Consider the following 23,429-nt stretch of genomic DNA (forward strand, 5'->3'; position numbering starts at 1 on the left):
ATTAACGCGAAGCGGGCAATATTCGTCTAAGGTTTTCAGGTGATTGACAACAGCGGTCACGCTGTTTAGTGAAGACAGGAGACGAACTGATGATAAGACCTCGTACACTACGCCCCGCGTTCTTGCCCCTTGCGTTAGGAGGCGCGCTGCTCGGCGTCACGACTTGCGGTTATGCCGATGATAGCCCCGCAGCCCAGACAACCTCACCCGATATTTTGCTGGGCCCTCTGTTTAACGATGTGCAAAGCGCCAAACTGTTTCCCGATCAGAAAACCTTTGCTGATGCCGTCCCCAAAAGCGACCCGCTGATGATTCTGGCGGATTACCGGATGCAGCACGCGCAGTCCAGCTTTGACTTACGCCACTTTGTCGAGATGAACTTTACGCTCCCTGCGGAAGGGGAAAAATATGTTCCGCCTGCTGGACAAAGTTTACGTGAGCACATCGACGATCTCTGGCCCGTGCTGACGCGCACCACGGATAAAGCCAGCAACAAATGGGATTCCCTTCTGCCGTTACCCAAACCTTACGTTGTGCCCGGCGGCCGTTTCCGCGAGGTCTACTACTGGGACAGCTATTTCACCATGCTGGGCCTGGCAGAGAGCGAACACTGGGACAAAATCAGCGACATGGTGGATAACTTTGCGTATGAGATTGACACCTTCGGCCACATTCCCAACGGCAACCGCAGCTATTACCTGAGCCGCTCCCAGCCGCCGTTTTTCTCAATGATGGTTGAACTGCTGGCGACTCACGACAGCGATGCGCTGAAGAAGTACCGTCCGCAGATGGAGAAAGAGTATGCCTACTGGATGGACGGCGTCGACGCCCTTCAGCCGGGGCAGGCTAACAAACGCGTGGTGAAGCTGGACGACGGCGCTATCCTCAACCGCTACTGGGACGACCGCGATACCCCGCGCCCGGAGTCCTGGCTTGACGACGTGAATACCGCCAAAAGTAACCCTAACCGGCCTGCGACCGAGATCTACCGTGATTTGCGTTCCGCTGCGGCCTCGGGCTGGGACTTTAGCTCCCGCTGGATGGACGATCCGCAAAAGCTCGGCACCATCCGGACCACCAGCATTGTCCCCGTGGACCTGAACGCCCTGATGTTCAAGATGGAAAAACTGCTGGCGCGGGCAAGCCAGGAGAGTGGCGACGCCGCCAGCGCAAGTAAATACGAGGCGCTGGCGACGGCGCGTCAGAAAGCCATCGAGAGCCACCTGTGGAATGATAAAGAGGGCTGGTACGCGGATTACGATCTGAAAAGCAAGAAGGTACGCAATCAGCTCACGGCGGCAGCCCTGTTCCCGCTTTACGTGAAGGCGGCGGCGCAGGACCGGGCCGATAAAGTCGCCGCGGCAACCTCGTCGCGCCTGTTGAAGCCGGGCGGTATTGCGACCACCACCGTCAATAGCGGCCAGCAGTGGGATGCGCCAAACGGCTGGGCCCCGCTGCAGTGGGTGGCCGCGGAAGGGCTGCAGAATTACGGACAGGAGAAGGTCTCTATGGACGTGACCTGGCGCTTCCTGAAGAACGTTCAGCATACTTACGACCGCGAAAAGAAACTGGTCGAGAAGTATGACGTGTCGACAACCGGTACGGGCGGCGGCGGCGGCGAGTATCCGCTGCAGGACGGCTTCGGCTGGAGTAACGGCGTAACGCTGAAAATGCTGGATCGGGTCTGTCCGAAAGCAAAACCGTGCGACAGCGTGCCGGAGAATCAGCCTGCGGCAAATGAGGAGGCTGAGCCGGTGAAAGCTGCGGCGCAGTAAGGGTATTGCCGGGTGGCGGCTACGCCTTACCCGGCCTGCGCGTGCTGGCTCTAATCCTCACAAATTAATGCGAGTAGCGAACAATCCCCTCGCCCCTTTGGGGAGAGGGTTAGGGTGAGGGGAACATACGGCTGCGGTGGTCATTCCGTTCACTTTATGTTCCTTGCTATTCTGTAACGACATGGCCTGTGAACGTGCCAGGGTGGCTCAATCGCCACCACCCTGGCGACCCGGGCTCCCGGCGGTAAATCGCCGCTTCGCGGTGCCTTCGTCTTATTCCTTCCGGCTTATCGGGGACGGGCGGAGGTAACGTCCCTGTAAAGCCCGCCCTCTCGGCGCATCCATGCGCCTCGCCCCGGCCTTCAGGAAACGCCTCAGCGATTTACAGCCGGACCATGGCGTCGCTGCGAATAAATCGTTTCACTTTAAAAAACAAAATCGCTTCTGGTTAAAAATTTACTGGAGATCCCTCAGCACCGGGAAAGGGAAACGATCGTCAGAAACTATAACTCGCCCCTAGCTGATACGTCCTGTCACGTCCAATCCAGCAGTTGGTCGCGTCGTAGCAGGTCAGCGTCTCTTTATTGGTGATGTTCTGCGCGCTGGCTTTGAGCGTTAGCCCTGCCAGCGAGGGCAGGATTTCACCCATCCGGTAGGAAGCCGCCAGATCGTACTGCGTGGTGCCGCCCAGTTTACCCGCATCGTTTGCCGGAGAGATTTCCATCGGCCCGGTGTAGCGTGCGCCAGCCCCCAGCATCAGTCCTTTCAGCGGCGTGTTGTCAAAGGTGTAATCCCCCCAGAGGTTGAAGGCATTCTCCGGCACCTGCGTTGGACGTTTGCCTTTGTACTTGTCATCTTCCCGGTTGATCGCGTGGGTGTACGCATAGTTGGCAATCAGCGTCAGGTTGTCCGTCGGACGGCTGATGGCGGAGAGCTCTGCCCCTTTGGATTCCACTTCCCCGGTCTGACGATAGTTCAGGAAGCCCGGATCGGAGGTGACGACATTTTTCTGTCGGATGTTAAACACCGAAGCGGTAAAGGTGGTGGCGTAGTCGGCCAGCAAATATTTCACCCCGCCTTCCACCTGTTTGCTGGTAGTCGGTTTGACGTCTTTCGCCACGAGCGTACCCTGCGGTGACACCGGCGCGAAACCTTCTGAATAGCTGATAAACGGCGAAATCCCGTTATCGAAGGCGTAAAGCGCGCCCAGGCGTTTGGTGACGCGATCCTGCGATACCCAGGCTTTATCACCGTTTTGCAGGTAGTTGGTGGTAACGGAGCGGTAATCGTCGTAGCGCAGGCTGCCCAGCAGGTTGAGGCCGCCAAACTCTACCTGATCCTGTAAGTAATAGCCGTTCTGCTGGTAGCTGAGACGGTTTTTCTGGGCGGTATAGAGCCCCAGCGCGCTTTCCTGGATCTGCGAATAGTCAGGATGCCGCATATCGATGCCCGGCGTGGCCGACGCGTAGCGATAGTGGAAATGGGAGTTCAGCTTCTGATAGTCAAACCCGGCCAGCAGATGGTGTTTCCACTCGCCCAGCGCAACGGTTTTGGTCACCTGGTTGTCGATGTTGAAGCTCTTAAGGTCTTCATCGGTGGTGTAGGCAAAGCGGTTGAGCTGATACGCCTCGCTTCCCGTCCCTGTCGCGTAGACGCTGCGCTGGTGGGTATCGACGTCGAAATAGCGCGCTTTCTGATTAAAGCCCCAGCCGCTGTCGAATTCATGTTCAAAGCTGTAGCCCAGCATCCACTGACGCTGCTTAAACCCGCTCCACTCATCTCCGGCGTAATCGCGCTTGCCCGCATATTTCGAGCGCAGGTAGGCGAGCGGCAGCGGATTAGACGGCGTCAGGCTCGGGGTGTTTTGCGCCAGCGCGTCCAGGGTGAGGCGGGTTTTGCTGTCGGGCTGCCAGGTGACGGACGGCGCAACCAGGTAGTTTTCATACCGGGTAGTGTGCGGCTGATCGTCGTTTTCCGTGGCTTTGCCCAGCAGACGGTAGTTCCAGTCGCTGTCGGCAATCTGCCCGGTTGAATCGAGATAGCCCTCTTTCAGATTACGGTTTCCGGTGTTAACGCCGATTTCGGTTCGGGCTTCCCGCTGCGGTTTTTTACTTTGAATATTCACCAGCCCGCCCGGCGAACCGCCGCCGTAAAGGACCGATGAGGGGCCTTTCAGGATATCAACGCTGTCGATCAGCAGCGGATCGATGCGCGCTTTGGTATTGCCGGTGACGTTATAGGGCAGCTGCAGCCCGTTGTAGAACTCCTGGTCAACGGTAAAGCCACGAATTTTATATTCGCTCATGTAGGAGGTATTCCCCCGCACCTCGGTTGAGACGCCCGGGGCATAGCGCAGGATTTCATTCACCGAATTCGCGTGACGCTTTTCAATTTCCGGCGCAGAGAGGGTCGTGATGACCTGCGGCGTTTTACTTTCGGCAACGGCCGATTTCGTGGCGCTGTTCGTCCAGGCCGGCAGCGCGCTGCCCTGCTCTGAGCCCGTGACGACGATGGTGGATTCTTCGGCAAACGCCGGGACCTGCAATGCCAGCGTGACGGCCCCTGCCAGAGCGCAAAGCGTAAAACGTGAGGTATTCATAATGTCGTCTTGTTGTTAGATGCAATACGGAACGACAATTATTATCATTTAGATTAACAAATCAATACTCAGGCAAAAAAAACGGCCCTCCGCAGAGAGCCGTTTACGTCAATTTATGCTCGTCGCAGTAACCTGAATATGCCCAGCACCACAATGGCACCCACGACAGCGACCAGAAAACTGTGCAGGTCGAAACCACTTATGTTGCCTCCAAAGCCAAACATCGTCGCCAGCCAGCCGCCCACAACCGCACCAACGACCCCGAGTACACAGGTCAGAATAAAGCCGCCGCCATCGTTTCCCGGCATGATCAGTTTAGCGATAGCGCCAGCAATAAGACCAAAGATAATCCAGGCGATGATACCCATAGCGATGCCCTCTTGCAGGTTTAACGCGTGCGCAGAAAACCTTCTGCACAGCTAACTTAAGTATAGGTCATCGCCGGAAAATCATTTTCATCTCACCGACTTATCTTTGGTTAAACAGGCAAAAAAACTCACCGGTTTGTATTAAGTTTCATTGCAGATTGCCGATAACGCTAAGACAGTCTGTCATCAATCAAGGAGCCATCCGGCGTGAGTCATTACAGTGAGCAGTTCCTCAAGCAAAATCCGCTGGCTGTATTAGGGGTATTACGCGACCTGCAAAAAGGTGAAGTGCCGCTGCGCATCAGCTGGTCGAATAATCAGTTCATCAGCAAGATCCTTGACGCCTCGCAGGATCGGCTGGTGATTGATTTAGGCAGTCAGGAGTATGAAAACCGCGCGGCGCTGAAAGCGGAGAATATCGCGGTGATGGCCGAAACGCAGGGCGCCAAAGTGGAGTTTGTCCTGTCGCGGCTGGAACTGAGCGAATACCAGGGACTGCCGGCTTTTGTTACCCCGCTTCCGACCAATCTCTGGTTTGTTCAGCGTCGTGAATATTTCCGCATCAGCGCCCCGCTCCATCCCGCCTATTTTTGTAAGGCCAAAATGCCGGACAAAAAAGAGATCCGCTTCCGCCTCTTCGATCTGTCGCTGGGCGGCATGGGCGCGCTGATGGATACGCCGAAACCGGACGGGCTGGTAGAGGGCATGCGGTTTACGCAAATCGAACTGGATATGGGGGGCTGGGGTCGCTTTTATTTCGATGCGCAGCTGATTGCCATCAGCGACCGCACCGTCGTGGACAGCAAAAATGAAACTATTACCACGCCGCGTCTGAGCTTCCGTTTCCTCAACGTCGGGCCCGGCGCGGAGCGTGAGCTTCAGCGTATTATCTATTCCCTGGAGCGAGAGGCGCGGGAACGCGCAAATAAGGTCCTGTGAAGAAATCGGGCAGCGTGACCGCCGCCCGTCTGCGGCATTACATGGCATCCATCGCTTTCTGTACTTTCCAGATATAACGAGGCGCCTGTGGTGCCGGGTGATTTTTCGCCACATGTTCAAAGAATTCGTCTTTGTCCATGCCGTTAATCTCTTCTATCGCCTCTTTGCGGTCAGAGGAGAAGGTTCTGAGCAACGCGCCGGCACCGTTAACGTAAGACACCACCAGCGCGTACTGCATCACCTCTGGATCCTTAATCCCCTTCAGCACGCCATGCTCCATAATGCTCAGATAGGCCGTGCCCATTGAAATGTTACGTTCCGGGTTCTTCAGCTCGCTGGTCGACGGCTGGCCGCTCCAGCCCATGTAGCGATAAACCTCTCTCCCCGCCGTTGACGCTTTAAGCTGCATCAGCCCCACCGCGTTGGACTTGCTGACAAGCGTGGGATTACCGCCGGACTCCACCGCAATGATCGCCGTGATGAGACGCGGGCTGACGCCCCAGGCCTTCCCGGCTTGCTCACTGATCGGCATCCACTGCATGGCCCGTTTCACCGGCACTTGCGGGTTCCAGGGCGGATTTTGATAATCATGTTTTGAACTACAGCCAGCAAGCAACACAATCAAAAAAGCAAACCATCTCAATTTCACGTCATCTATCCTTATAGCCGGTCATCGCGGTGCGCCGCCTCTTGAAGCAGGCAGCGTATAAGCGGCATGATATAGACAATTAGTTTCTCATTCAGCAAGGAATTGCCATGTCTCAGTTTCATCTCATCGCGCCGTCGGGCTACTGCATTAACCAGGACGCGGCGCAGCGGGGCGTTCAGCGTTTGCTGGAATCTGGCCATCAGGTAGAAAATCAGACGATTATCCCCCGCCGCCAGCAGCGTTTTGCCGGTACCGAAGGGCAGAGGCTGAATGATATCAATAGTCTGGTGAACCTGACGGGCGAAAACCGGGTTGTGCTTGCGGTGCGCGGCGGATATGGCGCGAGCCGGCTGCTGGAGAGCATTGACTGGCAGGGGCTGGCGCTGCGCCAGCAGCAGGATCCGCTGCTGATCTGCGGCCACAGCGATTTCACCGTCATCCAGCTTGGGTTGCTGGCCCTGCATAACGTCATCACCTTCAGCGGTCCGATGCTGGCCGGTAACTTCGGCGCACCGGAGCTGGATGCGTTTACCGTGGAACATTTCTGGCGCGCGCTGCGCAATTCAACCTACAGCGTGGAGTGGCAAGGCAATGGACCGCACTGGGAATGTGAAGGCCAGCTCTGGGGCGGCAACCTGGCGATGCTGGTCTCGCTCATCGGCACGCCGTGGATGCCGAAAATCGAGGACGGCATTCTGGTGCTGGAAGATATCAACGAACATCCGTTCCGCGTCGAGCGCATGCTCTTGCAGCTTTATCATGCCGGTACTCTTGAACGCCAGTCCGCGATTGTGCTGGGCAGCTTCAGCGGCTCTGCTCCGAATGACTATGACGCGGGTTACTCCCTGGAGACCATGGTCGACTTCGTTCGCTCGCGGCTGGATATTCCGGTCATCACCGGTCTGGATTTCGGCCATGAGCAGCAAACCGTCACCCTGGCGCTGGGGGCGCATGCCTCCCTGATCCACAACGATTCCGGCACTCGGCTGACCATCAGCGGCCATCCTGTCATAAAGGCATAAAAAAGCCGTTATACCCCCTTAATAAAACGCTGTTGCCGTTGTTAATATGTTAGGGTTTTAGTAACAGCGTTAACATTGAGGTGGGAGTAAGAGAACATTGGATGCCGCAGCGATAATCAGCCTTTTCATTTTGGGTTCCGTCCTTGTAACCAGCAGTATTTTATTAAGTTCATTTTCATCGCGTCTCGGCATACCTATTCTTGTCATTTTCCTCGCCATCGGCATGCTGGCCGGCATTGATGGCATTGGCGGTATCCCATTCGATAACTACCCCTTCGCCTATATGGTGAGTAACCTCGCGCTGGCTGTGATCCTGCTGGACGGCGGGATGCGTACCCAGGCGAGCTCCTTCCGCGTGGCCTTAGGGCCTGCGCTGTCGCTCGCCACGGTCGGCGTGTTGATTACCTCTGGCCTCACCGGGATGATGGCCGCGTGGCTTTTCCATCTCAATATCATGGAAGGTTTGCTGATTGGCGCCATCGTGGGCTCAACCGATGCGGCAGCGGTGTTTTCCCTGCTCGGCGGTAAAGGGCTTAACGAACGTGTCGGCTCCACGCTTGAGATTGAATCCGGCAGTAACGATCCGATGGCGGTATTTCTCACCATTACGCTTATCGAGATGATTCAGCAGCATGAAAGCGGGCTGAGCTGGATGTTTGCGTTACATATCCTGCAGCAGTTCGGCCTGGGGATTGTTATCGGACTGGCGGGGGGCTATCTGCTACAGCAGACGATCAACCGTATATCGCTTCCCGCGGGGCTTTACCCACTGCTGGCGCTGAGCGGCGGCATTCTCATTTTTGCCGTCACCACGGCGCTGGACGGCAGCGGCATTCTCGCCGTCTATCTCTGCGGGTTCCTGATGGGCAACCGCCCTATTCGCAACCGCCATGCCATTTTGCAGAACTTTGACGGCCTGGCGTGGCTGGCGCAAATCGGCATGTTCCTGGTGCTGGGCCTGCTGGTTACGCCATCGGACCTGCTGCCGATCGCCGTTCCGGCGCTGCTGCTTTCCGCGTGGATGATCTTCTTCGCCCGTCCGCTGTCGGTATTTGCAGGCCTGCTGCCGTTTCGCGGCTTCAACCTGCGCGAGCGGGTCTTTATCAGCTGGGTGGGGCTGCGCGGCGCGGTGCCGATTATCCTTGCGGTGTTCCCGATGATGGCCGGTCTGGATAACGCGCGGCTGTTCTTTAACGTGGCGTTCTTCGTGGTGCTGATTTCCCTGCTGTTCCAGGGAACCTCGCTCGGGTGGGCGGCGAAAAAAGCCAAAGTGGTGGTCCCGCCCGTGGGCTGGCCGGTCTCCCGCGTGGGGCTCGATATTCATCCGGAGAACCCGTGGGAACAGTTCGTCTATCAGCTGAGCGCCGACAAATGGTGCGTGGGGGCCTCGCTGCGCGATTTGCACATGCCGGCCGAAACGCGCATTGCCGCCCTGTTCCGCGATAATGTCCTGCTGCACCCTACCGGCAGCACCCGCCTGCGCGAGGGGGATATTCTCTGCGTGATTGGTCGCGAGCGCGACCTGCCCGCGCTGGGCAAGCTGTTCAGCCAGTCGCCTCCGGTGGCGCTGGACCAGCGCTTCTTCGGCGATTTTATTCTGGAAGCGAGCGCCAAATTTGCGGATGTAGCGCTAATTTACGGCCTGGATGAAGGGCTGGAGTACCGCGACAAGCAGCAAACGTTAGGGGAAATCATTCAGCAACTGCTGGGAGCGGCCCCCGTCGTCGGCGACCAGGTAGAATTCGCCGGGATGATCTGGACGGTTGCGGAGAAAGAAGATAACGCGGTCAGAAAAGTCGGCGTCAGGCCGATGGAAGAGGAAACCGAGTAGTTGTTTTTTTGCCGGGTGGCGCTAACGCTTACCCGGCCTACGTTCGAGGGTTTTGTAGGTCGGGTAAGGCGAAGCCGCCACCCGACATAAATATATGTTACACCGTCACAACCGGCACTCTCGGTGCCAGCGCGCACATCAATTCGTACCCCACCGTGCCCGCCGCGGCAGCCACGTCGTCAATTTTGATTTCGTTACCCCACAGCTCGACGGGTGAGCCAATGCCCGCCTGCGGGCATGGCGTCAGGTCAACGGCCAGCATATCCATAGATACGGTGCCCACCGTTCCCGTGCGAACCCCATCGACCCAGACCGGCGTGCCGGTCGGCGCGATGCGCGGGTAGCCGTCGGCATAACCACCCGCCACGATGCCAATCCGCTGCTCGCCCTTTGCCCGGTAGCGGCTGCCGTAGCCGACCGTGTCCCCGGCCTTCAGCGTCTGCACGCCAATGATTTCACTGCGCAGGGTCATGACCGGCTTCAGGCCGCTGTTGGCGATATCCTGCCACTCGCCAGAGGGAGACGCACCGTACAGAACAATCCCCGGACGCACCCAGTTATAGTGCGCCTCGGGATGCCACAGCGTGGCCGCCGAGTTCGACAGCGAGCGCGGGCAATCCAGCCCTTCAGCCGCCTGCTCAATACGGACCATGGCATCGGCAATACCGTCGGGTTTTTCCGCGTCGGCAAAATGCGCCATCAGCGTCATTTCGCCCACGTTTTTCATGGCGCGCAGCTGCTGCCAGACCGTATGCACCCGCTCAGGCTGAAAGCCCAGGCGGTTCATGCCGCTGTTCACCTTGAGATAGATATCCAGCGGAGCATGGAGCTTCGCATCCTGGATCGCCTTAATCTGCCAGTTACTGTGCACGCTGGTGGTCAGCCGGTACTTATCCAGCAGCGGCAGATCGTCCGCATGGAAGAACCCTTCCAGCAGTAGAATCGGCCCTTTCCAGCCGCGCTCGCGCAGCAGAATGGCCTCTTCAAGATTCAGTAGCGCAAAACCGTCGGTCGCGCTCAACGCGCTCCAGATACGATCGATACCGTGGCCGTAGGCATTCGCTTTCACCACCGACCAGACGCGCGAACCCGGTGCCGCCCGACGAATAATTTGCAGATTATCCTTCAGGGCCTGCAGGTTCAGCTGGGCCAGAACAGGACGGGACATGACAACTCCTTAGCTATGCGCGCCGTGCAGGTGCTGTGGACGCGAAGGCGTAAACCCCGATTGATAGCGCGCGGCGCTTAAATCGTCAAACGGAATTGCCGGCGTGCGCCCGGAAATCAGGTCGCTCAGCAGCTGGCCCGATCCGCAGGCCATTGTCCAGCCGAGCGTGCCGTGTCCGGTATTGGTCCACAGGTTTTTAAACGGCGTGCGCCCTACGATCGGCGTGCCGTCAGGGGTCATCGGACGCAGGCCGGTCCAGAACGTCGCCTGCTCAACAAAACCGCCGCGCGGGAAGAGATCGCCCACGACCATCTCCAGCGTTTCACGACGCGGCTGCAGCAGTTCGGTGTTGAAGCCAACAATTTCCGCCATGCCGCCCACACGAATGCGGTTGTCGAAGCGGGTAATGGCGATTTTGTAGGTTTCGTCCAGAATGGTCGACACCGGGGCGCCGCTCTCTTCTTTCACCGGAATGGTCAGCGAGTAGCCCTTCAGCGGATAGACCGGAATGTCGAGAATGCCTTTCAGCATGGCGGTGGAGTACGAACCAAACGCCATCACGTAGGCATCGGCTTTGATTACCTCGTCGCCGCACTTCACGCCGTAAATTTTTTCGCCTTCCGACAGCAGCTTGTCGACGGAGGTGTTAAAGCGGAACTTCACCCCCGCCTGCTCGCACATTTGCGCAAGACGTTGCGTAAAGAGCTGGCAGTCGCCGGTTTCGTCATTTGGCAGGCGCAGGCCGCCGGTCAGCTTGTGCGCCACTTCCGCCAGCGCCGGTTCAACCTGGCCAAGCTGGCTGGCTTCCAGCAGCTGGTACGGTACGCCGGCATCTTCCAGCACGGCGATATCGCGAGTGGCATTTTCGTACTGTTGCTCGGTGCGGAACAGCTGCAGCGTCCCGCCCTGACGGCCTTCGTACTCAATTCCCGTCGACGCGCGCAGCGCTTTCAGACAGTCGCGGCTGTATTCCGCCAGGCGCACCATGCGCCCTTTGTTCTCCATGTAATGGCGCGTGTCGCAGTTGCGCAGCATCTGCCACATCCACTTCAGCTGGAACTGCGTGCCATCAAGGCTGATGGCCAGCGGCGCATGGCGCTGGAACATCCATTTAATCGCTTTCAGCGGAACGCCCGGCGCAGCCCACGGCGCCGCATACCCCGGAGAGATTTGCCCGGCGTTCGCCGCGCTGGTTTCAAGCGCGGGACCGGATTCACGATCGATAACGGTTACGTCATGTCCCGCCTGACTTAAATACCAGGCGCTGGTTACCCCAACGACACCACTTCCCAGTATGACAACACGCATAGCCACTCCATTATGTGCAAAAGAACAATCTTCTAATTACAGATTGATAACCTAGTTGAAAATATTATTCAACATACGACTTTTTTATGGTGACTTACCTCACACATCCCCCAGCATCAGGGGATAGTGCTAATTTGGGATCTCCTGCTGCGCGTTATTTTTAACCAGCATAATATGCTGCGGCATACCGTTTTTTTGCCGTATCAAAAACGCGAAATCGCAAAGAAAAAATTTCTGCCCCAGCACGCTTTTTAACACGTTGATCTATGCTTGAAAGGAGGCTCTCCAGACAGAGAGAGCACCCACAACGAGGGCGCGCTAATGGCTACTATTGATTCCCTGAACAAGGACAACACACGTCTGAGCGATGGACCCGACTGGACCTTCGAGCTGCTGGATGTTTACCTCGCCGAAATCGACCGGGTCGCAAAGCTGTATCGCCTGGATACCTATCCCCATCAGATTGAAGTCATTACGTCCGAACAGATGATGGACGCCTACTCCAGCGTCGGGATGCCGATTAACTATCCGCACTGGTCGTTTGGTAAAAAATTTATTGAAACGGAACGGCTGTATAAGCACGGCCAGCAGGGGCTGGCGTATGAGATTGTGATTAACTCCAATCCGTGTATTGCCTATTTAATGGAAGAGAACACCATTACCATGCAGGCGCTGGTGATGGCGCACGCCTGCTACGGGCACAACTCCTTTTTCAAGAATAACTACCTGTTCCGCAGCTGGACGGATGCCAGCTCCATCGTCGATTACCTGATCTTCGCCCGTAAATACATTACCGACTGCGAGGAGCGCTACGGCGTGGACGAAGTGGAAAAACTGCTCGACTCCTGCCACGCGCTGATGAACTACGGCGTGGACCGCTACAAACGTCCGCAGAAAATCTCCCTGCAGGAGGAGAAAGCCCGGCAGAAGAGCCGCGAAGAGTACCTGCAAAGCCAGGTGAACATGCTGTGGCGTACCCTGCCGAAGCGTGAGGAGGAAAAAACGATCGCCGAAGCGCGTCGCTATCCGTCCGAGCCGCAGGAAAACCTGCTCTATTTTATGGAGAAGAACGCCCCGCTGCTGGAGCCGTGGCAGCGTGAGATCCTGCGCATCGTGCGCAAGGTGAGCCAGTATTTTTACCCGCAAAAGCAGACGCAGGTCATGAACGAAGGCTGGGCGACCTTCTGGCACTACACTATTCTTAACCATCTGTACGACGAGGGAAAAGTGACCGAGCGGTTCATGATGGAATTCCTCCATAGCCATACCAACGTGGTGTTCCAGCCGCCCTACAACAGCCCGTGGTACAGCGGAATAAACCCGTATGCGCTTGGCTTCGCCATGTTCCAGGACATTAAGCGCATCTGCCAGTCGCCGACGGAAGAAGACAAGTACTGGTTCCCGGATATCGCCGGTTCTGACTGGCTGGAAACGCTGCACTTTGCGATGCGCGACTTTAAGGACGAGAGCTTCATCAGCCAGTTTATGTCGCCGAAGATCATGCGTGATTTCCGCTTCTTCACCGTGCTGGACGATGACCGCAACAACTATCTGGAGATCTCTGCAATCCATAACGAAGAGGGATACCGTGAGATCCGCTCTCGCCTCTCTTCCCAGTACAACCTGAGCAACCTTGAGCCGAATATTCAGGTATGGAACGTCGATTTGCGCGGTGACCGCTCCCTGACGCTGCGCTATATCCCGCACAATCGCGCGCCGCTGGATAAAGGGCGTAAAGAAGTGCTGAAGCACGTGCATCGCCTGTGGGGCTTTGACGTGCAGCTGGAGCAGCAGAATGAAGACGGGAGCGTCGAGCTGCTGGAACGTTGCCCGGCGCGGTTGAATACGCTGTAGTGTTTTTTTGCCGGGTGGCGGCTATGCCTTACCCGGCCTACGGGTTTTGTAGGCCCGGTAAGCGAAGCGCCACCGGGCGAAAAAAAACCTCTCGTATGAGAGGTTTTTTCTTTTAGCGGGTCTGAATCGCTAAATCACCCGGCAGCGTTTTCTGCATACGGTGCCAGATTTCACCGGAATCGTGACCGTAACGGCGAACCGTCTCATAAACCTGATCGTGCAGACCTTCGGTACAGAGCTTGCTCAGCTTGTGGTAGAAGCCCAGTGCCAGGCTACGCGCTTCCGGATTGGCAAAGTAGTGGCGGCCAATGCGGGTGTAAAGCCCTTTCATACCGTTGAGGATCAGGCCATACACCGGGTTGCCGGAGGCAAACGCCAGGCCGCGGAACACGTTGTAATCGAGAGTGGCAAAAGCATCGGCGTGATCTTCCACCTCGTTCGCGCTGGCCAGCACCGCAAGGGCGTCTTCCGGATGCTGACGGAAAGCGGTACGAATAAAGATCGTCGCGATGTTGGTGCGAACGGAGAGCAGATTATCAATGAGCTGCGGCACGCTTTCATGGTCAAGACGCGCCAGCGTTTCAAGAATGTTCAGCCCGGACGTTTCCCAGAAGTTGTTCACTTTCGTAGGCTTACCGTGCTGGATCGTCAACCAGCCATCGCGCGCCAGCCGCTGAAGCACTTCACGCAGCGTGGTGCGAGTGACGCCAATCAGTTCAGAGAGTTCGCGTTCAGCCGGAAGAATGGACCCCGCAGGGAAACGATTATTCCAGATGCTTTCGATGATGTACTCTTCCGCGAAACCCGCCGGGCTCTGCGCCTTAATGACCATAGTGAGATTTCCATTACACAGCTTTAGCAAATTGGACTCATCATACCAGAGGCACGCAGTGGCAGGTAGCGCGGCAAAGAGAGAAAAGAGGGATCGCCGTTTCATTTTTGTGAAATTTACAATGCAGCCTTATCCGCCTCCAGGCCGTGTTTTTTGAGTATACTGATGTTTTGTCTTACTTGACGGGAAGGACGTCTGTTGTGGAAATTTCTTTTGGGCGCGCGCTATGGCGCAATTTTTTAGGTCAGTCTCCTGACTGGTATAAACTGATACTGCTGGTTTTCCTGGTCGTTAATCCCATCATTTTTAGCGTGAATCCCTTTATCGCCGGCTGGCTGCTGGTGGCGGAGTTTATCTTCACCCTGGCCATGGCGCTGAAATGTTATCCCCTTCTGCCGGGCGGATTGCTGGCGTTTGAAGCCGTCGTCGTCGGTATGACCAGCGCCGGGCATGTCAAAGCAGAGCTGGCGTCTAATCTCGAAGTGCTTCTGCTGCTGATCTTTATGGTGGCCGGCATCTACTTTATGAAACAGCTGCTGCTGTTCATCTTCACGCGCCTGCTGCTCAGCATTCCGTCGAAAATGTTCCTCTCGCTGGCGTTTTGCCTTGCCGCCGCCTTCCTGTCGGCCTTCCTGGATGCGCTGACGGTCGTTGCGGTAGTGATCAGCGTCGCGGTTGGGTTTTACGGAATTTATCACCGCGTGGCCTCCTCTCGCCCAAATGAGGACCTGCAGGATGACAGCCACGTCGAGGCGCATAACCGTGACGTGCTGGAACAGTTCCGCGCGTTTCTGCGCAGCCTGATGATGCATGCCGGCGTGGGTACCGCGCTGGGCGGCGTGATGACCATGGTCGGCGAGCCGCAAAACCTGATCATTGCCAAAGCGGCGGGCTGGAACTTCGGTGATTTCTTCCTGAGAATGGCACCGGTGAGCGTACCGGTGCTGATCTGCGGGCTGGCGACCTGTCTGCTGGTGGAGAAGTTTCACCTCTTTGGCTACGGGGCGCAGCTCCCGGAGCCGGTTCGTCAGGAGCTGCATAAATTCGATCTGCAGAGCCGAAGCCAGCGGACGCGCCAGGAGACGCTACGACTGATTGCTCAGGGGATCATCGGCGTCTGGCTTATCGCGGCGCTGGCGTTCCATCTTGCCGAAGTGGGGCTGATTGGCCTGTCAGTCATTATTCTCGCCACCACCTTTACCGGCGTGACGGACGAACATGCCATTGGCAAGGCGTTTACCGAAGCTCTGCCGTTTACCGCCCTGCTGGCGGTGTTCTTTGCCGTCGTGGCGGTGATTATCGACCAGCACCTGTTCGCGCCGATTATTGCCTTTGTATTACAGGCCTCACCGGATGCTCAGCTCTCGCTGTTTTACCTGTTTAACGGCCTGCTCTCGTCGATCTCAGATAACGTCTTCGTCGGGACGGTCTACATCAACGAGGCCAAAGCGGCCATGGAGCAAGGCGTTATCAGCGCCGGACAGTTTGAGCTGCTGGCCGTGGCGATCAATACCGGAACCAACCTGCCGTCGGTGGCGACGCCAAATGGCCAGGCCGCCTTCCTGTTCCTGCTGACCTCCGCCCTCGCGCCGCTCATACGTCTTTCTTATGGCAGGATGGTATGGATGGCGCTGCCCTATACGCTGGTGCTCACGATCGTCGGATTGCTTTGCGTCAAAATTACCCTCATTCCCTGTACGCAATGGCTGGTACAAGCGGGTATACTTGCGGCGCAGTAAACTATGCATCTCGGGCAGTTCGCTGCCCGTTTGCCTTTTCGCACGATAAACATCCAATTACGTTTTATTTCGCCAGGTACAGGTGGCGCGAAAAACGAATTCGTTTACACTGCGCTTTCTAAGCATGTTCCAGGGAAATGATTATGTTGAGATTTTTAAACCAGTGCTCCCGCGGTCGCGGAGCGTGGTTGTTAATGGCCCTGACCGCCTTTGCGCTGGAAATGGTCGCGCTGTGGTTCCAGCATGTAATGGGACTGAAACCTTGCGTACTGTGTATTTACGAACGCAGCGCGCTGTTCGGCATTATGGGTGCGGGCCTGGTGGGTGCGATTGCCCCAAAATCGCCGCTTCGCTATGCCGGTATTGCCATCTGGATCTACAGCGCCTGGAAAGGAATTGAACTCTCCTGGCAGCACACCATGATGCAATTGCATCCGTCACCGTTTATGACCTGTGATTTTGCCGCCCGCTTCCCGAGCTGGCTGCCGCTGGACAAATGGCTGCCGCAGGTGTTTGTCGCATCCGGTGACTGCTCCGTTCGCCAGTGGGAATTCCTGACGCTGGAGATGCCGCAGTGGCTGGTGGGCATTTTTGCCGCCTACTTCGTCGTGGCGCTGCTGGTGCTGATTGCCCAGCCTTTCAAACCGAAGAAACGCGATTTGTTCGGAAGGTAAACGCAAAACGGCAACCAAGGTTGCCGTTTTTAGCGTTTGCGCCCTCTCCCGTGGGAGAGGTTGGGGTGAGGGCATCAGGCCGCACAAGCACAAAAAAACCCGCCTCGGCGGGTTTTTTAATCTCAACGGGTCGGGTGGTTCATGATGTGATCTTCCCAGTCCTGCACCTCGGACTCTTTCACCGCAATGTGGCGCACAGAGATACGTTCACCGTGCATCGCCGCTTTTGAACCGGTTAACAGCGGATGCCAGTCAGGCAGACCTTTCCCTTCCGCCAGCAGGCGATACGCGCAGGTATGCGGCAGCCATTCAAACGTCGGCAGATTATCCCGGGTTAACTTGATGCAGTCAGGCTCAAATTCAAACCGGCGCTCATAGTTGCGGCACTGGCAGGTTTTAATGTTTAACTGCTTGCAGGCAACGTTGGTGAAGTAGATTTCGTCCGTATCTTCATCCATCAGCTTGTGCAGGCAGCACTGCCCGCAGCCGTCGCACAATGATTCCCATTCCGCGTCAGTCATGTCGTCGAGAGTTTTGCTTTGCCAGAAAGGGATGTCGTTCATCAGGATGTCCACACGTCAAAAGAAAGCGCACCTTATAACGAGTCTGGCACGTTGTTGCAAGTTTTGCCGCCCTCTTCAGGCGGCAAGATGGGGTTACAGCACGCGGGTTTTCAGCGACAGGCCGTTGAAACCGACCTCAAGCTCGTCACCGCTGAGTAGCGGGCCAACGCCTTCTGGGGTTCCGGTCAGGATCACATCGCCCGGCTTCAGGGTAAAGAAGCGACTCATGTAGGCGATCAGCGGCACAATCTTATGGATCATGTCTGCCGTGGTGCCATGCTGGCGGACCTCGCCGTTAACCTTCAGGCTGAGCGGCGTGTCCTGCGGATCGCCGGTAAATTCGCTCACCGGCACAAACGCCGAAATCGGGCAGGAATTATCAAACCCTTTGGCTTTTTCCCACGGCTGCCCTGCTTTCTTCATTTTGCCTTGAACGTCACGCAGGGTCAGATCCAGCGCCACGCCGTATCCGGCAATCGCTTTTTTAACATGTTCTTCTGAGGCCTGGCGCAGCGTCGCGCCGATCAGCACGGCAAGTTCAACTTCGTGATGCACCGAGCCCAGCCCCTGCGGCAGCGCCAGCGGCTGTCGGATATCGCAAAGCGCCGTTTCAGGCTTAATAAACAGGACCGGTTCTTCTGGCGTCGCGCTGCCCATCTCCTGAATATGTTTTGCGTAGTTGCTGCCCACGCAAACCACTTTGCTGACGGGATAATCCAGTAATGCACCTTGCCAGTTATGATGTTGATACATGGTCGACCCCTAAACGGTTGATGTGTTGTGCCCAAAAACAGTTGAGACTATTTTTTACCGTTCGCCTCAAGATGCTGTTTTAATAAATTCTCGGGTGGCGGTGGAAGCTGTAAATAATAGCCTTGCTCGGCTAAGGCCGTTTTCACTTTATCCAGATCGGCATTAATCAGTTTCTTACGACCATCGAGCGGCAGCAGCATCGCCAGCTGTGGTCGGCCAAAGTTCTTCATTAATTCTTCAGGCACGCGTGAAAAATCGTCTTTCTTTTCGACATAAAGATAGGTCTGGTCACGGCTTGTACTTCTGTAGATCACACAAAACATGTTTTTACTCTGAATTAATGGGTGGTTGCTTGCCTCAATATACTCCTGACTATAACATGCCTGATACTCTTCGGAATATCGCAGCGAGTGGTTGCGGTTAATAGCAAATTGAGTAAGGCCAGGATGTCAAACACGCCCATCGAGCTTAAAGGCAGTAGCTTCACCTTATCAGTGGTACATTTGCATGATGCAAAACCCGAGGTTATTCGTCAGGCGTTAGAAGACAAAATCGCCCAGGCTCCCGCCTTTCTGAAGCACGCCCCTGTTGTTATCAACGTCAGCGGTCTTGAGGCTCCGGTTAACTGGAAACTTCTCCAGCAGGCCGTCTCCTCGACCGGACTGCGTATCGTGGGCATCAGCGGCTGCAAAGATACTGAGCTGAAAGCGGAAATTGAGCGTGCGGGGCTGCCCCTTCTGAATGAGGGCAAAGAAAAAGCCTCGCGAGCGGCACCCGTTGCCGTGCAAACGCCCCCTCCTGCGGTGCAAAACGTTACTACCGTCACAAAAACGCGAATGATTGATGTGCCGGTTCGTTCCGGTCAGCGCATTTATGCACCAAACTGTGATCTGATTGTTACAAGCCACGTCAGTGCTGGCGCTGAGCTGATTGCAGATGGCAATATTCACGTATACGGTATGATGCGTGGACGTGCGCTCGCAGGTGCAAGTGGCGATCGAGATGCGCAAATATTTTGTACTCACCTGACGGCGGAACTAGTGTCCATCGCAGGTGAATATTGGCTGAGCGACAAGATCCCAGCCGAATTTTATGGCAAAGCGGCTCGCCTGCTTCTGGCAGACGACGCGTTGACCGTTCAACCGTTGAATTGATCCCTTTTTAACAAGGAATTTCTATGGCACGCATTATTGTTGTTACTTCGGGTAAAGGAGGCGTTGGCAAGACCACCTCCAGCGCGGCCATCGCTACTGGTTTGGCCCAGAAGGGAAAGAAAACCATCGTTATCGACTTCGATATCGGTCTGCGTAACCTCGACCTCATCATGGGATGTGAGCGTCGCGTCGTGTATGACTTCGTAAACGTCATTCAGGGCGATGCCACGCTTAACCAGGCGATGATCAAAGACAAGCGCACCGAGAACCTCTACATTCTCCCGGCTTCTCAGACGCGTGACAAAGACGCCCTGACCCGTGAAGGCGTGGAAAAGGTGCTCGACGATCTGAAAAAAATGGATTTCGACTTCATTGTCTGCGACTCCCCTGCGGGCATCGAAACCGGTGCCCTGATGGCGCTCTACTTCGCTGATGAAGCGATCATCACCACCAACCCTGAAGTTTCATCCGTGCGTGACTCAGACCGCATTCTGGGCATCCTCGCCTCTAAATCCCGTCGTGCGGAAAATGGCGAAGACCCGATTAAAGAACACCTGCTGCTCACCCGCTACAATCCGGGCCGCGTGAACAAAGGTGACATGCTGAGCATGGAAGACGTGCTGGAGATCCTGCGCATTAAGCTGGTGGGCGTTATCCCGGAAGATCAGTCCGTGTTACGCGCCTCTAACCAGGGCGAGCCAGTGATCCTTGATACATTGGCAGATGCAGGTAAAGCTTACGCCGATACCGTTGACCGTCTGCTGGGAGAAGAACGTCCTTTCCGCTTCATTGAAGAAGAGAAGAAAGGTTTCCTCAAACGCCTGTTCGGAGGATAAGTTATGGCATTACTGGACTTTTTTCTCTCGCGGAAAAAGAACACCGCCAACATCGCAAAAGAACGTCTGCAAATTATCGTTGCGGAGCGTCGTCGTAGCGACGCCGAGCCTCACTATCTGCCGCAGCTGCGCAAGGACATCCTGGAAGTGATCTGTAAGTATGTGCAGATTGACCCGGAGATGGTCACGGTGCAGCTGGAACAAAAAGACGGGGATATTTCGATCCTGGAGCTGAACGTTACGCTCCCGGAAGCGGAAGAGTCGCGTCCGTAGGTTTGTGTTTTCGCCGCCCCGGTAAGCGCAGCGCCACCGGGGAAATATGCCGGGTATATCGCCCGGCATATTTTTTTATCGCGGGTAACCGTCCAGCAGCGTATTCAGGCGATCGGCCATCAATTCCCCGCGCCATCCCGCCATCATCTCCGGCACGCCATTCTGCGGCTTCAGCTTCCAGTGCCAGTTCAGCAGCTGGTTAATCTGACGACGTGAGGCGAGCAGTTCCGCACTCAGCTTGCTTTCCGTTGCAACCGCCTGCACCAGCGCTTTGATATCCTTAAACGCTTTGCGATAGCCCGGCATATCCATCAGGTTCAGCAGCGGTTCCGGCAGCGCATCTTCCGGCAGCTCCTGCGCTTTGGCGACAAGCGCCAGCAGGGTTTTACCGTGGAAGCGGATCTCGCTGCCCGAAAGGCCAATGCTGTCCAGCTCGCCCAGGCTGCCTGGCATATAGCGCGCGACTGCCCAGAGATGCTCTTCGCGAACCACAAAGTTAACGGCCAGATCGCGCTCGCGCGCTTTACGCAAGCGCCAGTCTGCCAGCAGCTGCAGGCATGCCAGCTGACGCGTGCGCAGCTGCCAGGCGTTGCTGATATCGCGCCAGGCCTCTTTCGGGTCAACCACTTCCTGACGACGCTGCTGGGTCATACGGCATTCGTCCAGCGCAGCAGCGAGCCAACCGGAGGCTTCCGCCTCTTTCATCAGCTGTCCCGCAATCGGCAGCAGGTAAAACACGTCTGCCGCCGCATACTCCAGCTGACGCTCTGTAAGCGGGCGCGCCAGCCAGTCGGTACGGGATTCGCTTTTATCCAGCGTCAGGCCCGTATACTCCTCCACCATGGCAGCAAAGCCCCAGGAGAGCGGACGATTGCTGAATGCCGCGAGGATCTGCGTGTCAATCAGCGGCTGAGGCATGATGCCAAAGGTGTTCAGAAAGACTTCCAGATCCTCACTGCCTGCGTGCAGGTATTTCGTCACGGCGGTATCGAGCAGCAGGTCACGCATCGGCGTCCAGTCGGTAATGCCGAGCGGGTCAATCAGCGACACGTGTTTACCGTCATACATCTGAATCAAACCCAGCTGCGGATAATAGGTCCGGGTACGGACAAACTCGGTATCCAGGGCAATGGCAGGAAAGTCGCGCGTCACTTCGCACAGCGAAGCCAGCTCGTCGTTGGTCGTGATCATCTGGTAATTCAAAACGGGTTCTCTTTTGTTTGCGCCCATAAAAAACGCCGGCTTAACCGGCGTCTGGGCGATTAGCGTGAAGCTCAGGCCTTATTGTCTACTTTGCCACGGGCTTCGTCACGTAATTCTCGTCGTAATATCTTTCCGACGTTGGATTTCGGCAGCTCATCGCGGAATTCAACCAGCTTCGGCACCTTGTAGCCCGTCAGCTGACGACGGCAAAACGTTACCAGCGCCTCCTCCGTCAGGGAAGGATCTTTCTTGACCACAAATATTTTAACCGCTTCACCGCTGCTGCCGGAAGGGACGCCGACCGCCGCCACCTCGAGTACGCCGCTGTGCTGCATAACCACGTCTTCGATCTCATTCGGATAGACGTTGAAGCCGGAGACCAGGATCATGTCTTTCTTGCGATCGACGATGCGCAGGAAGCCCTCGTCATCCATTACCGCAATATCACCGGTGTGCAGCCAGCCGTCTTTGATGATTTCGTCCGTCGCATCGGGACGCTGCCAGTAACCCAGCATCACCTGCGGACCTCTGACGCAAAGCTCACCCGGCTCGCCCGGCGCGACTTCGTTATCATTATCATCGACCAGTTTGGCCTCGGTGGAAGGAACCGGCAGACCAATGCTTCCACTGTGATAGTCGATATCGTGTGGGTTCACGCTGACCAGCGGAGCACATTCCGTCAGCCCATAGCCTTCCAGCAAATACTGACCGGTGAGCTTCACCCAGCGCTCGGCGACCGCCTGCTGAACCGGCATGCCACCGCCCGCAGAGAGATGCAGCGTGGAGAAATCCAGCTGCTGGAACTCTTTGTTATTAAGCAGCGCGTTAAACAGGGTGTTCACCCCGGTCATGGCGGTGAACGGATATTTCGCCAGCTCTTTCACCAGGCCCGGGATATCGCGAGGGTTGGTGATGAGGATGTTCTGGCCACCCAGTTCAATAAACAGCAGGCAGTTCATGGTCAGCGCAAAGATGTGATACAGCGGAAGCGCGGTGATCACCACCTCTTTGCCCGGATGCAGCAGCGGCCCGTAGGTGGCGTTCACCTGTTCAAGGTTTGCCAGCATATTACGGTGGGTAAGCATGGCCCCTTTGGCGACGCCGGTAGTCCCGCCCGTGTATTGCAGAAACGCAAGATCTTCCGCCACCACTTCGGGTTTCACATACTGCATACGGTAGCCCGCATGCAGCGCGCGGCGGAAGGAGATGGCGTCCGGCAGGTGGTATTTTGGCACCAGGCGCTTGACGTATTTAACGACAAAGTTAACCAGCGTGCCTTTGGCGGTGGAGAGTTGATCCCCCATGCGCGTCAGGATGACGTGTTTAACCTGGGTTTTGTCGACCACTTTTTCCAGCGTATGGGCGAAGTTGGACACAATGACAATCGCGGCCGCGCCGCTGTCGTTCAGCTGATGCTCCAGCTCGCGCGGGGTGTACAGCGGGTTGACGTTGACGACAATCATCCCGGCTCGCAGGATACCGAACAACGCCACCGGGTATTGCAGCAGGTTCGGCATCATCAGCGCGACGCGGTCCCCTTTTTGCAGCCCCAGCCCTTCCTGAAGATACGCCGCAAACGCCCGGCTACGCTCCTCAAGCTTACGGAACGTCATGACCTCGCCCATATTCACGAATGCGGGCTGGTCCGCGTAGCGCCTTACCGAGTGCTCAAATAATTCCACCAGGGATTGATAACGGTCAGGATTGATCTCAGCAGGAACATCTGCGGGATAACGGTTAAGCCAAACCTTCTTCAATGCATCACCTCTGAAATGAGTGTTCGTCGTCATCACAACCCCGATAATAAACAGTTTGTTAACATTATATTAACTCAGCGTACCAGTTTATTAATTGTTCAGATTTAAGGTTGCGAAGCGCGTCACTCTTTT

20 protein-coding genes and 1 pseudogene are annotated in these 23,429 nt (G+C 56.3%); 10 read left to right on the forward strand and 11 right to left on the reverse strand.

All coding sequences use genetic code 11. The features are described from left to right. The first annotated feature begins 89 nt into the window (after positions 1-89). Positions 90-1,775, forward strand: a complete 1,686-nt coding sequence (locus EnteroDNA1_RS05180; RefSeq protein WP_033145811.1) for an alpha,alpha-trehalase — start codon at positions 90-92, stop codon at positions 1,773-1,775. A 496-nt stretch (positions 1,776-2,271) separates the two neighbouring features. Here EnteroDNA1_RS05180 and EnteroDNA1_RS05185 read toward each other — a convergent pair whose 3' ends face one another. Beyond that, complete coding sequence (locus tag EnteroDNA1_RS05185; RefSeq protein WP_032658446.1) at positions 2,272-4,374, reverse strand: TonB-dependent siderophore receptor; 2,103 nt, start codon at positions 4,372-4,374, stop codon at positions 2,272-2,274. Positions 4,375-4,487: 113 nt separating this feature from the next. Next, positions 4,488-4,742: a GlsB/YeaQ/YmgE family stress response membrane protein gene (locus EnteroDNA1_RS05190; RefSeq protein ID WP_008502662.1), complete on the reverse strand. Its 255-nt coding sequence runs from the start codon at positions 4,740-4,742 to the stop codon at positions 4,488-4,490. 207 nt (positions 4,743-4,949) lie between these two features. On the opposite strand from EnteroDNA1_RS05190, the gene ycgR reads away from it, so the two are divergent. Next, positions 4,950-5,681, forward strand: a complete 732-nt coding sequence (gene ycgR / locus EnteroDNA1_RS05195; protein WP_023312174.1) for a flagellar brake protein YcgR — start codon at positions 4,950-4,952, stop codon at positions 5,679-5,681. Between the two features lie 37 nt (positions 5,682-5,718). Here ycgR and emtA read toward each other — a convergent pair whose 3' ends face one another. Then, positions 5,719-6,330: a membrane-bound lytic murein transglycosylase EmtA gene (gene emtA, locus EnteroDNA1_RS05200; RefSeq protein WP_069302989.1), complete on the reverse strand. Its 612-nt coding sequence runs from the start codon at positions 6,328-6,330 to the stop codon at positions 5,719-5,721. A gap of 107 nt (positions 6,331-6,437) precedes the next feature. On the opposite strand from emtA, the gene ldcA reads away from it, so the two are divergent. Both ldcA and EnteroDNA1_RS05210 read left to right on the forward strand, forming a co-directional pair. Continuing rightward, the gene (gene ldcA / locus EnteroDNA1_RS05205; RefSeq protein ID WP_069302990.1) at positions 6,438-7,352 is read left to right on the forward strand and encodes a muramoyltetrapeptide carboxypeptidase; all 915 of its coding nucleotides are present in this window, start codon (positions 6,438-6,440) and stop codon (positions 7,350-7,352) included. A 130-nt stretch (positions 7,353-7,482) separates the two neighbouring features. Then, positions 7,483-9,117: pseudogene (locus EnteroDNA1_RS05210) on the forward strand (potassium/proton antiporter); the annotation flags it as partial. A gap of 163 nt (positions 9,118-9,280) precedes the next feature. Here EnteroDNA1_RS05210 and dadX read toward each other — a convergent pair. Both dadX and EnteroDNA1_RS05220 read right to left on the reverse strand, forming a co-directional pair. Continuing rightward, entirely contained in the window at positions 9,281-10,351 is a 1,071-nt protein-coding gene (gene dadX, locus EnteroDNA1_RS05215) for a catabolic alanine racemase DadX (RefSeq protein WP_069302992.1), read from the reverse strand. 9 nt (positions 10,352-10,360) lie between these two features. Further along, positions 10,361-11,659, reverse strand: a complete 1,299-nt coding sequence (locus EnteroDNA1_RS05220) for a D-amino acid dehydrogenase (protein ID WP_032658462.1) — start codon at positions 11,657-11,659, stop codon at positions 10,361-10,363. A 321-nt stretch (positions 11,660-11,980) separates the two neighbouring features. Here EnteroDNA1_RS05220 and EnteroDNA1_RS05230 point away from each other — a divergent pair, with 321 nt between their 5' ends. Further along, entirely contained in the window at positions 11,981-13,513 is a 1,533-nt protein-coding gene (locus EnteroDNA1_RS05230; RefSeq protein ID WP_023293929.1) for a SpoVR family protein, read from the forward strand. A gap of 112 nt (positions 13,514-13,625) precedes the next feature. Here EnteroDNA1_RS05230 and fadR read toward each other — a convergent pair whose 3' ends face one another. Then, complete coding sequence (fadR, locus tag EnteroDNA1_RS05235; RefSeq protein WP_023336056.1) at positions 13,626-14,345, reverse strand: fatty acid metabolism transcriptional regulator FadR; 720 nt, start codon at positions 14,343-14,345, stop codon at positions 13,626-13,628. A 200-nt stretch (positions 14,346-14,545) separates the two neighbouring features. Here fadR and nhaB point away from each other — a divergent pair, with 200 nt between their 5' ends. Both nhaB and dsbB read left to right on the forward strand, forming a co-directional pair. After that, on the forward strand, positions 14,546-16,084 hold the full coding sequence (gene nhaB, locus EnteroDNA1_RS05240; protein ID WP_069302993.1) for a Na(+)/H(+) antiporter NhaB: 1,539 nt from the start codon (positions 14,546-14,548) through the stop codon (positions 16,082-16,084). Positions 16,085-16,227: 143 nt separating this feature from the next. Then, on the forward strand, positions 16,228-16,758 hold the full coding sequence (gene dsbB / locus EnteroDNA1_RS05245; protein WP_023312182.1) for a disulfide bond formation protein DsbB: 531 nt from the start codon (positions 16,228-16,230) through the stop codon (positions 16,756-16,758). A gap of 122 nt (positions 16,759-16,880) precedes the next feature. Here the strand turns inward: dsbB and EnteroDNA1_RS05250 are convergent, their stop codons facing one another. From EnteroDNA1_RS05250 to EnteroDNA1_RS05260, 3 genes are all read right to left on the reverse strand, one after another. After that, positions 16,881-17,321 carry a YcgN family cysteine cluster protein gene (locus EnteroDNA1_RS05250; protein ID WP_033145818.1) on the reverse strand — a complete coding sequence of 147 codons (441 nt, stop codon included), beginning with the start codon at positions 17,319-17,321 and terminating at the stop codon, positions 16,881-16,883. Positions 17,322-17,414: 93 nt separating this feature from the next. After that, entirely contained in the window at positions 17,415-18,074 is a 660-nt protein-coding gene (locus EnteroDNA1_RS05255) for a fumarylacetoacetate hydrolase family protein (protein WP_069302994.1), read from the reverse strand. A 47-nt stretch (positions 18,075-18,121) separates the two neighbouring features. Further along, positions 18,122-18,397: a YcgL domain-containing protein gene (locus tag EnteroDNA1_RS05260; RefSeq protein ID WP_029742143.1), complete on the reverse strand. Its 276-nt coding sequence runs from the start codon at positions 18,395-18,397 to the stop codon at positions 18,122-18,124. Positions 18,398-18,520: 123 nt separating this feature from the next. On the opposite strand from EnteroDNA1_RS05260, the gene minC reads away from it, so the two are divergent. The 3 genes from minC to minE are packed head-to-tail and all read left to right on the forward strand — an operon-like array spanning position 18,521 to position 20,337. Beyond that, positions 18,521-19,228 carry a septum site-determining protein MinC gene (minC, locus tag EnteroDNA1_RS05265; protein WP_023312186.1) on the forward strand — a complete coding sequence of 236 codons (708 nt, stop codon included), beginning with the start codon at positions 18,521-18,523 and terminating at the stop codon, positions 19,226-19,228. A 23-nt stretch (positions 19,229-19,251) separates the two neighbouring features. After that, on the forward strand, positions 19,252-20,064 hold the full coding sequence (minD, locus tag EnteroDNA1_RS05270; protein ID WP_029742160.1) for a septum site-determining protein MinD: 813 nt from the start codon (positions 19,252-19,254) through the stop codon (positions 20,062-20,064). A 3-nt stretch (positions 20,065-20,067) separates the two neighbouring features. Continuing rightward, entirely contained in the window at positions 20,068-20,337 is a 270-nt protein-coding gene (gene minE / locus EnteroDNA1_RS05275) for a cell division topological specificity factor MinE (RefSeq protein ID WP_008500504.1), read from the forward strand. Positions 20,338-20,412: 75 nt separating this feature from the next. Here the strand turns inward: minE and rnd are convergent, their stop codons facing one another. Both rnd and fadD read right to left on the reverse strand, forming a co-directional pair. Continuing rightward, positions 20,413-21,540 (reverse strand): ribonuclease D, encoded by a 1,128-nt coding sequence (gene rnd / locus EnteroDNA1_RS05280; protein ID WP_115504063.1) that lies wholly within the window; start codon positions 21,538-21,540, stop codon positions 20,413-20,415. A 71-nt stretch (positions 21,541-21,611) separates the two neighbouring features. After that, on the reverse strand, positions 21,612-23,297 hold the full coding sequence (gene fadD / locus EnteroDNA1_RS05285) for a long-chain-fatty-acid--CoA ligase FadD (RefSeq protein WP_023312189.1): 1,686 nt from the start codon (positions 23,295-23,297) through the stop codon (positions 21,612-21,614). Positions 23,298-23,429: the final 132 nt, after the last annotated feature.

The organism is Enterobacter sp. HK169, from assembly GCF_001719105.1.
GTDB classification, from domain to species: domain Bacteria; phylum Pseudomonadota; class Gammaproteobacteria; order Enterobacterales; family Enterobacteriaceae; genus Enterobacter; species Enterobacter asburiae_B.